Source organism: Fibrobacter sp. UWB2, from assembly GCF_002210425.1.
Classification (GTDB): domain Bacteria; phylum Fibrobacterota; class Fibrobacteria; order Fibrobacterales; family Fibrobacteraceae; genus Fibrobacter; species Fibrobacter elongatus.
The window spans coordinates 149,601-163,807 of sequence record NZ_MWQK01000005.1 but is presented as its reverse complement, the minus strand read 5'-3'; the positions used below and the strand labels follow the sequence as shown (position 1 = coordinate 163,807).

General features: G+C 44.7%; 10 protein-coding genes. 9 read left to right on the top strand and 1 reads right to left on the bottom strand.

What is annotated here, in order from left to right; all coding sequences use genetic code 11:
• The first annotated feature begins 240 nt into the window (after positions 1-240).
• Both B7982_RS10925 and B7982_RS10920 read left to right on the top strand, forming a co-directional pair.
• Entirely contained in the window at positions 241-1,071 is an 831-nt protein-coding gene (locus tag B7982_RS10925) for a TIGR02147 family protein (RefSeq protein ID WP_088660783.1), read from the top strand.
• Between the two features lie 14 nt (positions 1,072-1,085).
• Entirely contained in the window at positions 1,086-3,035 is a 1,950-nt protein-coding gene (locus tag B7982_RS10920; protein WP_088660782.1) for an FISUMP domain-containing protein, read from the top strand.
• Between the two features lie 105 nt (positions 3,036-3,140).
• Here B7982_RS10920 and B7982_RS10915 read toward each other — a convergent pair whose 3' ends face one another.
• Positions 3,141-4,139: a GSCFA domain-containing protein gene (locus B7982_RS10915; protein WP_088660781.1), complete on the bottom strand. Its 999-nt coding sequence runs from the start codon at positions 4,137-4,139 to the stop codon at positions 3,141-3,143.
• A gap of 203 nt (positions 4,140-4,342) precedes the next feature.
• On the opposite strand from B7982_RS10915, the gene B7982_RS10910 reads away from it, so the two are divergent.
• The 7 genes from B7982_RS10910 to B7982_RS10880 all read left to right on the top strand — a co-directional run bounded on the left by B7982_RS10910 (position 4,343) and on the right by B7982_RS10880 (position 14,100).
• On the top strand, positions 4,343-5,173 hold the full coding sequence (locus B7982_RS10910; RefSeq protein WP_088660780.1) for a TIGR02147 family protein: 831 nt from the start codon (positions 4,343-4,345) through the stop codon (positions 5,171-5,173).
• A 9-nt stretch (positions 5,174-5,182) separates the two neighbouring features.
• Positions 5,183-7,144 (top strand): FISUMP domain-containing protein, encoded by a 1,962-nt coding sequence (locus tag B7982_RS10905; RefSeq protein ID WP_088660779.1) that lies wholly within the window; start codon positions 5,183-5,185, stop codon positions 7,142-7,144.
• A 375-nt stretch (positions 7,145-7,519) separates the two neighbouring features.
• Complete coding sequence (locus B7982_RS10900; RefSeq protein ID WP_088660778.1) at positions 7,520-8,353, top strand: TIGR02147 family protein; 834 nt, start codon at positions 7,520-7,522, stop codon at positions 8,351-8,353.
• A gap of 8 nt (positions 8,354-8,361) precedes the next feature.
• On the top strand, positions 8,362-10,197 hold the full coding sequence (locus B7982_RS10895) for an FISUMP domain-containing protein (protein ID WP_088660777.1): 1,836 nt from the start codon (positions 8,362-8,364) through the stop codon (positions 10,195-10,197).
• A gap of 312 nt (positions 10,198-10,509) precedes the next feature.
• Positions 10,510-11,340 carry a TIGR02147 family protein gene (locus tag B7982_RS10890; protein WP_088660776.1) on the top strand — a complete coding sequence of 277 codons (831 nt, stop codon included), beginning with the start codon at positions 10,510-10,512 and terminating at the stop codon, positions 11,338-11,340.
• A gap of 9 nt (positions 11,341-11,349) precedes the next feature.
• Positions 11,350-13,098 carry an FISUMP domain-containing protein gene (locus tag B7982_RS10885; protein WP_088660775.1) on the top strand — a complete coding sequence of 583 codons (1,749 nt, stop codon included), beginning with the start codon at positions 11,350-11,352 and terminating at the stop codon, positions 13,096-13,098.
• 246 nt (positions 13,099-13,344) lie between these two features.
• Positions 13,345-14,100: a geranylgeranylglyceryl/heptaprenylglyceryl phosphate synthase gene (locus B7982_RS10880; protein WP_085491259.1), complete on the top strand. Its 756-nt coding sequence runs from the start codon at positions 13,345-13,347 to the stop codon at positions 14,098-14,100.
• Positions 14,101-14,207: the final 107 nt, after the last annotated feature.

Genomic DNA, 14,207 nt, shown 5'->3' with positions numbered 1-14,207 from the left:
TTTTCTATATCAATAAATCATTTCTACAATACATTTGTATTGTGGAAAATGCTTAAAATTTTGCAATATTTTATAAAATCTTTAAAAATTTTGTAAAAATCAATATTTTGTGTTGTAAAACTATTGTGTTTTTGAAAAATATGTTGTATATTTGATTTCAGAAACGAAACGGACAAAAGAACCGCAATTCGTTTTTTTTACGGATCCTGAAGAATTCAGGGATTGTCGTAAGGAGGAAAAATGAAAGAAATACTAGAATATACGAGCTATCGCCAGTATATTGCGGACTACTACGCCGACAAAAAGGCGAGTTCTGCGTTTACCTGGCAGACGTTCGCTACCGAAGCTGGTTTTTCTTCGCGTGTTTATCTGAAATACGTGAGCGAAGGCCGCTTTAACTTGAGCGAAACGGCGACAGCCCGCGTAGCTGATGCCATGCGCTTGGTCGATTACGAACGCGAATATTTCACTGAAATGGTCAAGTTTGACCATGCCAAAACGGATGCCGAAAAGAAGGCAGCATTCAACAAAATGCTTGCAATTGCGGACTCCCACAAGGCTAAAATCTTGGAAGGCGATTCGTTCCGCTTTTTCGAAAGTTGGAAAAATCCTGTCATTCGAGAACTTGCGCCATCAATGCCTGGTGCAAAGCCGCTTGCACTTGCCCATGCCTGCCGCCCAGAAATTACCGCCGCCGAAGTCAGCGATGTGCTGAACTTCCTCGTCAAGGGCGGATTCCTTGAAAAAAATGACGAAGGCAATTACGTACAAACTGATAAATCCTTGACAACGGGCCGCATGGAAGTGACTCCGTTGGCCGTCCGTACAATGCACCGCCAAATGGGAGAGCTTGCGCTTGAAGCAATCGAGGGTGTGGCTCAGGATAAACGAAATTTCTCCGGTGTCACGTTTGGTATCACCAAAGACGGCTACGACGAAATCGTGCAAGAAATTGCTGATTGCCGTAAAAAAGTTATCGCCATTGCTCGGAAAAACGCCGCCACAGACGAAGTCTATCGCCTGAATATGCAACTTTTCCCGCTGACGCAAAAACAAGATTTGAAAAAATAAACGAGGAGGAAACCATGAATTATTCAAAAATTAGCGGACAGTTTGTCTGCAAAATGGCGATGCTGCTCGCCTTTGTGTTCGCGGCATGCTCGGAAACAAATTCAGGAAACGGTGTTGCCGGTGGCACCGTTGAAGAAACAGGCGTTTATGCCTTGTCTGGACGCGTGGGCGATGTGTATCCCAAGTTGCTTGCGAAGGAAGGCAATAGCTCGGCAAATATCCAAAATGATGAAGGTTCCCTGTATGCTGCGAAAGGAACCGTTGTGACTATTTACGAACTGAATTCGTCATCTCTTGCGGCCACAGGTCGTACGTTTGTCGATACGATTGATAATGATGATGGTCGTTTTTCGTTCGAAAACCTTACCTTGAATAGCCCGTATGTATTGATTGAAACGCTTGATTCCTGCATCACCAATAATTGTCTTGAGCGTGCTGGTGCGTGGGGCTTTACGACCTATCTTCCTACGAAATTTGATTCAACAGGAGCGGCGAGTGTATATGGATCGCAAAAATATCCGGTTTTGAGGAGCGCTATTGTTGACTTGAAAAAGTATAAGAAGATAAGCGTCAATACGTTGTCCAATAAAAAGGTCCCGCTAGTGCGGGCGTACTTTGCCGAAGGAATGTCGTTTGCGGAGGCCAGCAAAAAGGCTGAACAGGACATTCTTGAAAACATAGGCATTTACGAAGATCTTGGAAGCTTTGAAGACCTGGAAAATGAAGAATTGAATTATGTTATGGCATTGTACTTGAAAATTTCTGAACTTGACGATTTGGGACGTGGAGGTGGAGATGAAATAAAAAATGAATTATTGGGTTATGATTTTATCTGGATCTATAAAGAAGTTTACTTTGCGCCTTTGTCGCGATTCTCTGCGTCAGAAGAAATGCAGCAATATTATTTGAATACAATAAAGTTGTTCGAATATGAGGTTGGCTATTTGGCTCATAAGGTTGGATTGGGACAATGTACGGAATTGCGTGAAAACGATGTAGATACTATTGCAATTCGTGAATTTTATGAATTGCCCAAGTTTGCAGTCGCCTGCCGGTCAAAAAAATGGGTGGTTGATTCCAAAAAGGCTTCATACACAAGTGGAACGATGGTGGACAATCGCGATGGAAAAACATATAAGACCGTTACGTATAACTGGGGTGATGTCACGCAAACGTGGATGGCCGAAAATCTGAATTTTGCGGATACGGTGTCTTCAAGTGTTGATAGTACCTTGAAAAAGAATTTGCTTGGAAAAACGAATTGCTGGGAATACGATCCGTCATGTGAAAAACTGGGCCGTTTTTACAAGTGGACTGCGTTTATGAATATTGATGAATCTTTTCTTAAGTTGAATGCCGATGTTTACGACCGTGTGTTGGGTAAGGACATGATGCTAAAAACGGAGTCTGTTGAAGATCGGTGCTTGACGGTTGAGTTTGATTTGCGTGCGTATGAAGATGAAAGTAATAGGATTGAATATTGCCTTTTTAGAACTGAAGCGGATGAATGTTATGAATTAGATACTGCTGAAACGTTGTGGGATTATTGCAACCATAAATATGGAAATGGAATCTATTTTGATAGTTCGAGTGTTATCCCTGAATCGGAACTTGCAACTTATCAGGGCGTGTGTCCAGATGGATGGCGAATCCCCAATAAAGCTGATTGGGATCTCTTGATTGAAAACATGGCAAGTCAAGGTGTCTTGTTAAAGCACGCTGATGCGAGTGGCTTTGGGGATATTGAAGGAATAGTTGTGGAATCCTATGGTTCGGGAGTTCCTGAGCCGAAAATGATAATATACGGTTACTATGAATTTGCCTCGGTTCTGGATCAAGATGGTAGTTTTGTCCGAGTTGGCAAGAGCGAGCAAACTCCTCTTTTGGCTGCTACATCCCATAAGAAAGTCCGATTCAACTTTTTTAACTCTGACTTGTTCGCAGTCCGCTGCATCAAAAACTAAACCAATGAAAACTTAACGGAAATACTGTTAGGAGGAAAGAGGAAGGCGAGCTTCGGCCCGCCTTCTTTTCATCTCGTCATCCTCGACCGTAAGGGAGGGAATCCATTATTTCTCGTTATTGAGATGTAACCCAGTGATTTCTTTCTCGAGCGTTTCGGCTTGTGCTATAATCTTTTGTGCGAATTCTCGTGAGGCGGGCGATTGCGAGTCAACGACACGGTGGTTTGCCATTTTCATGAACTTTTCCACTTTGCGGATATCTTCGCGCGTTTTCTCGTTGCAGTACGTTTCTGCCATGCGCTCAAAGATGTAGCCTTCTGCCGTCTTTGACAAATGAATCATGTCGTCATCGTAAAAGCGGTAGTCGCGCAGTTCGTCCATCACAATCTCGTAACTCGGGAAATAACTGATGGTTGTCGCGGGCTCTGTGACGATTTCTCTTGTGACCTTTTCTATTGCGAGTTGCAATGTCGCTTTTGAAAGTGTGTTTTCGTGAGCGCCGTCGCTCAAATGCCGTAACGGTGAAACTGTAAAGACAATGTGAAATTCGCGATTCTCGCCGATTCGGTCATTTTTTAACTTCAGCAAATCATGCACGATGCTTTTCAGCGCTTCTGCCGCATGGTCCACGGAAATCATTTTGCGGATGAACATTCTCGGGTCTTGCCGATGGCAATTCGAAACGGCAACCCCGTTTTCTCTCAAAAAGTACACAAACGCAGTTCCGAGCGTAATAAATACGGTATCGGCTTTCTGCAAAAACTCATGTGCTTTAGCTGTGGCTTCGTCCAATTTTGCAATGCACTCTTCACGTGTTGCTGCAGAAAGTGAACTATGCGCATCCCAACAGTGCCACGGACCGCGTGCGTCCTGAAAAATTTCGGGACCTCCAAATTTTTTCCCGTTCGCAATAGCCTTGATCTGCATCGCCGCCGAAAGCGGATTGTAAACCGTTCCGAACGGATTTGCTAAAACGTTGAATTTTCGCGATGCAAACTGCGCCGAAATATTGTCTGCAAAGCATGACCCGAAAAAAGCGAGCTTAGAATTATAGTCGATTTGCCAATCGGCAACCGGAATATCGATTTTCGTGAAAAAGTCCATGAAGTAAATATAGTAGGTTATTTCTATAATATTTGGCGTATTGTTGATTTATATAATTTTTGTATATGTATCAAAAATCCTTTAAATTCTTGTAAAAATAAGCAAAACATATTGTAAAACTATTGATTTTTGGAAATTTATGAGTTATATTTAGATTAACAACAAACGAACCGGCACAAAGAGGTTGTTTGCTAGGAGGAAAAATGAAAGATATACTAGAATATACGGACTACCGCCGGTATATCGCGGATTACTACGCCGATCGAAAGGCGAAGACTGCGTTTTCTTGGCAGGAGTTCGCCAAAACAACAGGTTTCTCTTCGCCGGTCTACCTTAAATACGTGAGCGAGGGTCGCTTCAACTTGAGCGAATCTGCGGCCGATCGCTTGGCCCGCTCCATAAATCTCACCGATTACGAATGCGAATTCTTTGTTGAAATGGTCAAGTTTGACCATGCGAAGAACGATGCCGATAAGCGCGCTGCTTTCAGCAAGATGGTCTCGATTGCAGAGTCCCATAAGGCGAAAATCGTCGATGGCGAGTCCTTCCGCTTTTTTGAAGACTGGAAAAATCCGGTGCTCCGTGAACTCGCTCCTGCCATGCCTGGCGCAAAGCCTTTGGCGATGGCGCGTGCCTGCCGCCCCGAAGTTTCCGCTGCCGAAGTCTCTGAATCGCTGAGTTTCTTGGTCAAGGCGAATTTGCTCCAAAAAGATAAAGATGGGAACTACGCTCAAACCGATAAAGTCGTGACCACTGGCCCGATGGAATTTACACCGCTCGCCGTTCGCGGGTTGCATCGTCAAATGGGCGAGTTTGCACTCGACGCCATTGAAAACGTCCCTCAGGACGAACGTCATTTCTCGGGCCTTACGCTTGGTATCACTCGCGAAGCGTACGAAAAAATCGTGCAGAGAATTGCCGAATTTCGTAAGGACATCATTGCGATTGCGACAAGTGAAACTGCAACGGAAGAGGTCTACCGTCTGAATGTGCAGTTCTTCCCGATGACCAAAAAGAGTGCTAATAAAGACTAGGAGGAAACTATGAATTTCAACAAGATTACTTTGGCTGCGCTGATGGCGCTCCTTTTGGCGGCTTGCTCAGACGAAAACAAATCACTTGGCTCGATGGGTGGCGCCGAAGAAGAAACCGCATATGTTTTGAATGGGCGAATTGGCGATGTTATTCCAATGATGCTTCGTGCAAAGGAATCGGGGGCGGTCTCGGGCCAAGCTTTGATTGCACTAGAAGGCTCGATTGTTGTTGTTTTTGAATTGGATTCTGTGACGCTTGCTAAAACTGGCCGTAGTTTTACTGATTCGTTGAAGAACAAAGATGGTCGTTTCTCGTTCGAAGATGTTTCTTTGCAAAGCCCTTATGTGTTGATTGAAAATCAAAGATCGTTTGATTCCTTGAGCTGCCCGACATGTCGCCAACGCGCGGATTGGGATTCCGTGTATGCAACAGAGAATAATGTTATATATATGGAAGTGGCAAGAGCCATTGTTGATTTGCGAAAAATCAAAGAGATCAGCGTGAATTCGTTGACGAACAAGAAAGTTCCGCTTTGGTTGAAATATGTTGCCGAGGGGATGGATGCGGCTACTGCAAGCGATAAAGCCGAAAGCGAAATCCTTGAAAGTTATGGCGTTTACGAGAGCCTGGGTGCCTTTGAAGAAGGTGGCGATGAAAATTCGGATTTGCCTTTTTTACAAGAAATGGTCGGTGATTTGCAGCCTTATTCTGCGTTTAAAGTTCACATGGATCTTCATGAATTTTATAAATCCTTGTTGTTTATTTCGCCCAAATTAATTGCTAAGAGAGGCGGCGCTGTTGAACGCCTTTATCGAAATGCGGAAAAAATGAACAATTATCGAGTGGGTTATTATGCGAAAGAACATGGATTTGGACGATGCGCGGAAGCGCGTGAAGGTGAAATGCAATCTATAGAAGATTATTATGGTGCGCCTATTACAATTGTCTGCCGCTCTGGAAAGTGGACGTTGGGCTTTAAAAAGATGGATTATACAAAAGGCACAATGACGGACCCTCGCGATGGAACAGTTTATAAAACGGTGACGTATGATGCGAATGGCGTTTCGCAGACATGGATGGCCGAGAATTTGAATTTCGCGGATACGTCGTTGATTGCTGACAGCGCGTTGAAGGCAAATTTGCCAGGACATTCGTTGTGTAAGGTTTATGATCCGTGGTGTAAATTGTATGGCCGTTATTATTCGTGGATTGGCGCAATGGGTATCGGCGAAAAAGACTTTAGGGTATATGCCGTTGAACCGAATGGCGATACGTTGTTCTTGGAACAGCAATGCTACGATGCTCAAATAAAAGAGTGCCCATCTGAAGATATGGTTTGCGCGAATGAACAATATCGGATTCAACAGCATTGTGATACCTTGTATACCTGGTCTCGCAAAATTCCAGGCGATTATGACTCCGTAATGGACTGTGTTGAAGAAAAAATGTTGAAGTGCGACGACCATGATGATGAGTGTCTAAAAAGTGTGAAAGAAACTTGTCAATCTATGTATGGTGGTAGATATCTGCCGGGTCCTGATTGGTCGTATGGTTATGTCGAATACATGGCGGATAAAAATAAGGATGACTATCAAGGTGTATGCCCTGATGGGTGGCGAATTCCCACGGCGGACGATTGGAAAAAGTTGTTGCAAATTATGGGAGATGCCTATGGTGTTGATTCTCTTGAATCGGGCGTCGTCCTTTACGATGATGAGGCGACCGGTTTTGGAATGGAAAAAGTCGTTGAGGAAATCTTTGTCGAGGAAGAGACTGGATGGATGTCTATAAGCAGTTCTTGGTGGATTCAGTTTATTGTGGCAGATGCGCCCATTTATTCGCTTACTTTCTATGGAAAAAATGCGGGCATGCCGTTGAACATGCTTGGTGTTGGTGTTGGTCCAGAGACGACGTTCTTTACGCCTGTTGACAACTTTTATTCGGCTTTTGTTCGTTGCATAAAGAAATAAAGCGAATTGTAAATAATTGTGAGGAGGAACAAAATGATGGGAAGTACTTCGGAAGAAAATGCAATGAACTCATAAAGACTATTTATGTTAGGAGGAAAAGGGAAGACGGGCTTCGGCCCGCCTTCTTTTTTTTGCGTTGTTATCCCGGCCTTGTGCCGGGATCGGCATCTCGTTTTGTAGAAATGATGGTTATTTTGTTTATATTGTGAAAAATGACTAAAATTTTTAATGAATGATAAAAATTGCTTAAATTTTACTAAAAACGCTAAAAATTTATGATAAAACTATTGACTTTTTAAAATTTGTGATTTATATTTGATTCTGTAAACGGCACGGACCTGTAAGTCGAGATGCTGTTTACGTTAGGAGGAAACAATGAAAGATATACTAGAATACACTAGTTATCGTCAGTATATTGCGGATTACTACGCCGACAAAAAGGCCAAATCCGCATTCACTTGGCAGGAGTTCACGCGTGCGGCGGGATTCTCTTCGCCAGTTCATCTGAAGTATGCTAGCGAAGGTAAGCTTAACTTGAGCGATGCGGCTGCACTGCGCGTGGCGCAGGCCATGCATCTTGCTGGCTACGAACAAGATTACTTTTGCGAAATGGTCAAGTTTGACAACGCAAAAACGGATGCCGAGAAAAAGGCCGCTTTTGGCAAAATGCTTTCAATTGCAGATTCTGTCAAGGCGAAAATCATCGAAGGCGATTCATTCCGCTATTTTGAAAGCTGGAAAAATCCGGTACTCCGTGAACTTGCCCCAGCGATGCCCGGTGCAAGGCCGCTTGCGCTTGCCCGTGCCTGCCGCCCAGAAATTACAGCCGCCGAGGTGACGGAAACGTTGAATTTTCTCGTCAAGGCGGGCTTGCTCCAAAAAGATAAAGACGGAAATTACAAGCAGACCGAAAGAGGCGTGACGACAGGGCCGATGGAGGTGACTCCGATTGCGGTTCGCGAAATGCATCGCCAGATGGGTGAGTTTGCTTTGGAAGCCATTGAAGGCGTTGCTCAAGATGAACGCCATTTCTCAGGCCTTACGCTCGGTATCACGCGCGATGCCTACGAAAAAATTGTTCAGGAAATAGCTGAATTCCGCAAGAGGATTATTACGATTGCGACGCAAGATGACGGTATGGACGATGTCTACCGTTTAAATGTGCAGCTCTTTCCGATGACAAACAAAAGTATTAATAAAAAAGGTTAGGAGGAAACATGAATTACTCTAAGTTTAGCGGGCTGGTTGCCTGCAAAATGGCTATGCTGCTGGCCTTTATGTTTGCGGCGTGCTCAGATGAACCTAGCGTTTCTCCGCTTGCGCAAGACGGCGGCTACACGGAAGAACAAGGTGTCTATGCTTTGGTGGGTCGCGTGGGCGATGTGTATCCTGCGTTGCTGATGTCGACAGCGGACGAGAACGGATCGGAGGATTCTTTGAAGAACGATGGTTCTGTGTTTGCTGCTAAGGGAACGGTTGTTTCTGTTTATGAATTGGATTCGTTGACGCTTGAAAAAACGGGCCGTTCTTTTGTGGATACCGTTGATAATGATAGTGGTCGTTTTGCATTTGAGTCGCTAGCTCTAAATAGCCCGTATGTGCTGATTGAAACCTTGGATTCGTGCTATGTAGAAAATTGTCGAGAACGTGGAGCTTTCTATGGGCGTAATGCGTCTAGGCCGGCAAGCATGGTGGATAGTTCGCGTGACCGTCGTATGTTTTCGCAGGAGTTGAAGGCTGTTGTGGATTTGAGAGATGTGAAAAAAGTAAGTGTAAGCTCTCTCACTACTTCCAAGATGCCGTTGTTGCAAAAGTATTTCGCTGAAGGAAAATCCTTTGCAGAAGCGGGTAAAATGGCTGAACATGAAATCCTTGAAAATCTTGGCATATATGAATATTTCGGCGGATTTGAAAATTTAAACGACGGAAATTCTGAGTTGGCTTTTGTGAATGAGCTGGTTCGAATGAGCGAATCTAGTATGCTTAAAGATCTTCGTGGGATGGATCCTATGCTTGTTTATGCGGTGCCGCCGAAATTATTTGTTGGGCGAGGCGAAATTCGAGAACAATATTATTTGAATTCGAAAAAAATGATAGACTATAAGGTTGGCTATATGGCTCGATTGAATGACCTTGGCCAGTGTACGGATGCTCGCGAAAATGCAGCCGCTGAAATCAATGCCCTTGAAGGTAAGGTGTCTGTAGTTTGCCGCTCCGCTAAGTGGACTTTGGGATTTAAAACGATTGAACATACCATGGGTTCTATGACGGATAATCGAGATGGAAAAACTTATAAGACGGTGACGTATAATTGGGGCGATGTCTCGCAAACTTGGATGGCGGAAAATCTTGATTTTGTGGATACCACATCTTTGAGTGTTGATAGTTCGTTAAGAGCGAATTTGTCTGGGAGCATCGACTGCTACTACCATCAGGAAGATTATAGAATGGCGGATTGCGGGGTGTATGGACATGCGTATCAGTGGAAAGCCGCAATGAATATTGGAGACGATGAAGTGAAGGTATATTCTGTTGATTCTCTTGGGGATACAACGTATTTTGCGAAGTCGGAGTCAGATCCATTTGGAGATTATTCTCAAAATGCTTGGACTTGGAATTATACAGATTATATCACGCCGTCAAATCATAATGCGTATCAGGGCGTTTGCCCGGATGGGTGGAGAATCCCGACATTTGAAGATTGGCAAACGTTGTTGCGGAATATGGGTGAACGATATGGTGTTGATCAAAATGACGTTTTGCCGGCGCTTTATGATGCTGTTGCGACGGGATTTGATTTGAAAGGCTGGGTTCAGGCTAGCATTGAGGAAGAACTTCGTCTTGTGTATTTCATAACCTTTGGGTACACTAACGAGTTTGTTTTAGCGGATGTGCCTTTGTATGAATTGGAAATTTTCAATTGGAAACCTGATGGTTTTAGTTTAGGGTTGGCGGATATGCATGCCTTTGTGAAAAGAATAGAAAGTGAGGGGTATAATTATAGCCCTTATGCACCGAATACTTCTGCCGCTGTCCGCTGCATCAAAAACTAAACCATTTAAAACTGCATAAAAATTATTTGTTAGGAGGAAAGGGAAGACGGGGTTCGCCCCGCCTTCTTTTTGTGCTCTGTCATCCCGGCCTTGTGCCGGGATCACCTTCTTGTTTTATGAATGTTAAGTTATTTTATTTATATCCTTAAAATTGCTTAATTTTTATAAAAAATGATAATAATGCTTAAATTTCTTTAAAAACGTGAATTATTTATCACAAAACTATTGACTTTTTAGATTTTGTAGGCTATATTTCAAATTAGAAACGACACGGGTCTTCGGATCAAGAGGTTGTTTTGTTGGGAGGATACGATGAAGGATGTACTAGAGTACACGAACTATCACCAGTACATCGCGGATTATTACGCCGAGAAAAAGGCAAAATCCGCGTTTACTTGGCAAACTTTTACGCGGGCGGCAGGGTTTTCGTCGCCGGTGTTCCTAAAATACGTGAGTGAAGGCCGCTCTAACTTGAGCGAAGAAACTGCAGGTCAAGTGGCATCTGCGATGGGCCTTGCAAATTACGAACTGGATTACTTTTGCGAAATGGTCAGGTTCGACCATGCGAAAACGGACGAAGAGAAAAAGTCCATTTTCAACAAAATGCTCGCTATCGCTGACATCCATAAAGTAAGAGTTCTTGAGGGAGATTCCTTCCGTTATTTTGATAGCTGGAAAAATCCGGTACTCCGTGAACTAGCCCCTGCCATGCCTGGCGCAAAACCGCTTGCGCTTGCCAAAGCCTGCCGCCCGGAAATCACTGCCGCCGAAGTCTCTGAATCGCTGAGTTTCTTGATCAAGGCGAACTTGTTGCAAAAAGACGAAAACGGCAATTATGTCCAAACTGAAAAATCCGTAACGACAGGACCTATGGATGTGACTCCTGTGGCTGTCCGCGGGATGCATCGCCAGATGGGCGAGTTCGCACTTGAAACTATTGAAGGTGTGCCGCAAGATCAACGCCATTTTTCTGGCCTCACGCTCGGTATCACGCAATCTGCTTACGATGAAATTGTTGAGGAAATCGCTGCATTCCGCAAGCGCATCATTGCGATTGCCACGCGCGATGACGAAACGGACGAGGTCTACCGACTAAACGTTCAGTTTTTCCCGTTGACAAAAAAGAGTGTTAAAAAGGGTTAGGAGGATATCATGAATTACTCAAAAAATTGCGGACAACTTGTCTGTAAAAAGACGAACTTGCGATTGTTCCTGATTGCGGGCTTGAGTATAATCTTGAACTTTGCTATCGCTACGTTCTTCGCTGTGATGGTTGTAGGCTGCTCTATGGGCGGTTCCACTGAAGAAACGAGCTATTTAGGAGGCTCTTCCGAGGAACCCGCTGTTGAGGCTTTGCTTCCGAATATAAACGTGACGGGTGGTGCAAAAATGCTAGCTCGTAATGTTGAAAGTACTGAAGTCGTTGATAGTTCTGCCATGAACACGTGGAGTGTAGCCGCGAAAGAAGGTACGATTATAAGAATGGCTGAATTGGATTCGGTGACTTTGGATACGACAGGCGTGTTTTATTTTGCCAAGTGCAACGGTTATGACGGCGAATTCCGTTTTGACAGCGTTTCGCTGAACAGCCCGTATGTCATGCTTGAAATCGCGCCTTACGTTGAAGATGGTTCTTGGACGTGGGACGGAACATGGTCTTTTGATGCCTATGATGAAATTTGGGGAGAGTATCCGATAACGTATAGCATAATCGTTGATGTGCGGGATTCTGGTGGCGTTGATATCAACATCATGACTTATTTGGAGGCCGCTCGCTTGCGTTATCTTGTCCGTCAAGGAATGGACTTCGCGGCTGCAAAACAACAGGCCGATCGTGAAATTCTCAGTGCTTTTGGCTTGCCTAATGGTAGTTTTTATTTCGATAAAGGAAGGTATCCCGCATATTCTAAATATGAAACTGCGATGCTTTATATGAATGCGTTTACGTCTTATTGGAGACGGACAAATTCACCGGTTGAACTTGCTGATGTGTTTGGGGCGTCGGGAACGTTTACGTCTGTAGATTCGATAAGGGACTTTTTCGCAGCGAGAGCGTATTCGTTCCGAGTCCGTATGAAATCCGGCTCTGGAAATCCCGCATTCTTGGATGGTTTCTTGGCAACCCTTTATGAACTTGGGGCGTGTACTGCGAAATCGGAAGGGCGTACTGTAGAACTTCCGTGCGAGTCAAAGCTGTTTAAGGATATTACGTGTGTTTCGGGCGCGTGGACTATTTTGGATAAGAATACCCCGGAAGAAATTGAAGAGGCTTTCTCTGTTACGAAAGGGACGATGACGGATGCTCGCGATGGAAAAGTCTATAATACGGTGACGTACAGTTTCGAGGATTCAACTTATACCTGGCTTGCTGAAAACCTGAGGTATAGCGATTCGCTTGTTCAGCCTGTTTTGGGAATTGATTCGGCTTTCTTTGTTAAAAATCAGGGCCGCGATGGTGAATTTAAAGAATACATCAATTCGCGTGATTCCTCGTATTGGGAAACTTATGCGGGATACGCTGTTTCTGACGTCATTGGTGGCGATTCGATTGTAATGGATAATGGGCATTTCCAGGGTATTTGCCCGGATGGGTGGCATATCCCGACTCGTAAGGAATGGTCTCGAGTATTTTACTTTGCCGAAAAAGAAAGTGGTGAATGTTATTCTCAGGATTGCAGGGAACAATTTGAGGTTTATGAGGGCTTTGGATGGTACGCCTCACAGTATTTGCACCAGATTGGATTTGGCGATATTACGGTGGAGTATATGACATTTTTAGATCAGGAATACAAAGGTGCGTGGTCGGTATGGGTACTTACAATGGATAACTGGAAGCCGATTGATTACAATGTGTCTGATGATCCGGATGTACGCATAAGTGTTCGCTGCGTCAAAAACTAACGGGCAGGAGGCAATTATGACGGGCGTTACTACAGATGATTCTAATACCCTTACTATGTGAGGAGGAAAAGAGGGGAGGCGGACTTCGGTCCGTCTCCTTTTTTTTGAATAGTCACCCCGGATTTATTCCGGGGTCGGCATACGCACTCGCTTTTGTATCGTCATTCCCGGCTTGACCGGGAATCTTCTTGAGGAAATATTGTATCTTTACTCTGTATTGCACATGGTGCGTTAAAAGGAATTGTTATGAAACCTGGTAAGACTGAACTCCGTTTGAATGCTGATATCGAAAAGCGCGGTGCACTTTTTGCTGTGCTCTTGGATCCGGATACTTCGGACGAGGCCGCCTTTGTCAAGGCAGGTACGATGGCTGCAGAAAATGGTGCGGACTTGCTTTTGGTCGGCGGTTCTTACCTCGGCAATTTTACGCTCCCGAAACAGGTCGCAGCCCTCAAGGCCGCTGTCGACTTGCCGGTGATTCTTTTCCCGGGTGGCGCTTCTCAGGTTGTTCCTGGCTTTGATGCCATGCTCTTCATGACGCTCGTGAGTGGTCGCAATCCGAACTACCTCATTGACGAACAGGTGCGTGGTGGCGCTCTCGTGCGTGCACTCAACATGGAAGCAATCCCGACGGCTTACCAGCTCATCAACAGTGGCAAGCGCACGACGGTCGAATACATCAGCAACACGATGCCGGTGCCGGCCAACAAGCCGAAACTTAGCATGGTGAACTCCATCGCCGCAGAACTCATGGGCATGCGCTACGTTTACCTCGAAGCAGGCAGTGGTGCAGAAGAACCTGTGCCGGTCGAACACATTGCCTACACTCGCAAGGCAACTGAAATGACGATTATCACCGGTGGTGGAATCAAGGACCCGCAGACTGCGGCCGTCCGAGTTGCCGCAGGCGCCCAGATCATCGTCACAGGCACCCTTTGGGAAAAAGTCAACGATCCTGCACTTCTCAAAGAATTCGCCGCCGCAATACATGTAAAGGGGTAGCTCCTTATAGAAAAACCCTAATTCATAATTTTTAATTATGAATCTAATCGAAAGAAAGTATTAGTCAAAACGGCTAATTCCATCTACATTTGTGCCCGAAAAAAAGA

Bases quoted from the DNA above. Each gene is read 5' to 3' on its own strand.
- B7982_RS10925 (WP_088660783.1), top strand. From the start codon at position 241: ATGAAAGAAATACTAGAATATACGAGCTATCGCCAGTATATTGCGGAC.
- B7982_RS10920 (WP_088660782.1), top strand. From the start codon at position 1,086: ATGAATTATTCAAAAATTAGCGGACAGTTTGTCTGCAAAATGGCGATG.
- B7982_RS10915 (WP_088660781.1), bottom strand. From the start codon at position 4,139: ATGGACTTTTTCACGAAAATCGATATTCCGGTTGCCGATTGGCAAATC.
- B7982_RS10910 (WP_088660780.1), top strand. From the start codon at position 4,343: ATGAAAGATATACTAGAATATACGGACTACCGCCGGTATATCGCGGAT.
- B7982_RS10905 (WP_088660779.1), top strand. From the start codon at position 5,183: ATGAATTTCAACAAGATTACTTTGGCTGCGCTGATGGCGCTCCTTTTG.
- B7982_RS10900 (WP_088660778.1), top strand. From the start codon at position 7,520: ATGAAAGATATACTAGAATACACTAGTTATCGTCAGTATATTGCGGAT.
- B7982_RS10895 (WP_088660777.1), top strand. From the start codon at position 8,362: ATGAATTACTCTAAGTTTAGCGGGCTGGTTGCCTGCAAAATGGCTATG.
- B7982_RS10890 (WP_088660776.1), top strand. From the start codon at position 10,510: ATGAAGGATGTACTAGAGTACACGAACTATCACCAGTACATCGCGGAT.
- B7982_RS10885 (WP_088660775.1), top strand. From the start codon at position 11,350: ATGAATTACTCAAAAAATTGCGGACAACTTGTCTGTAAAAAGACGAAC.
- B7982_RS10880 (WP_085491259.1), top strand. From the start codon at position 13,345: ATGAAACCTGGTAAGACTGAACTCCGTTTGAATGCTGATATCGAAAAG.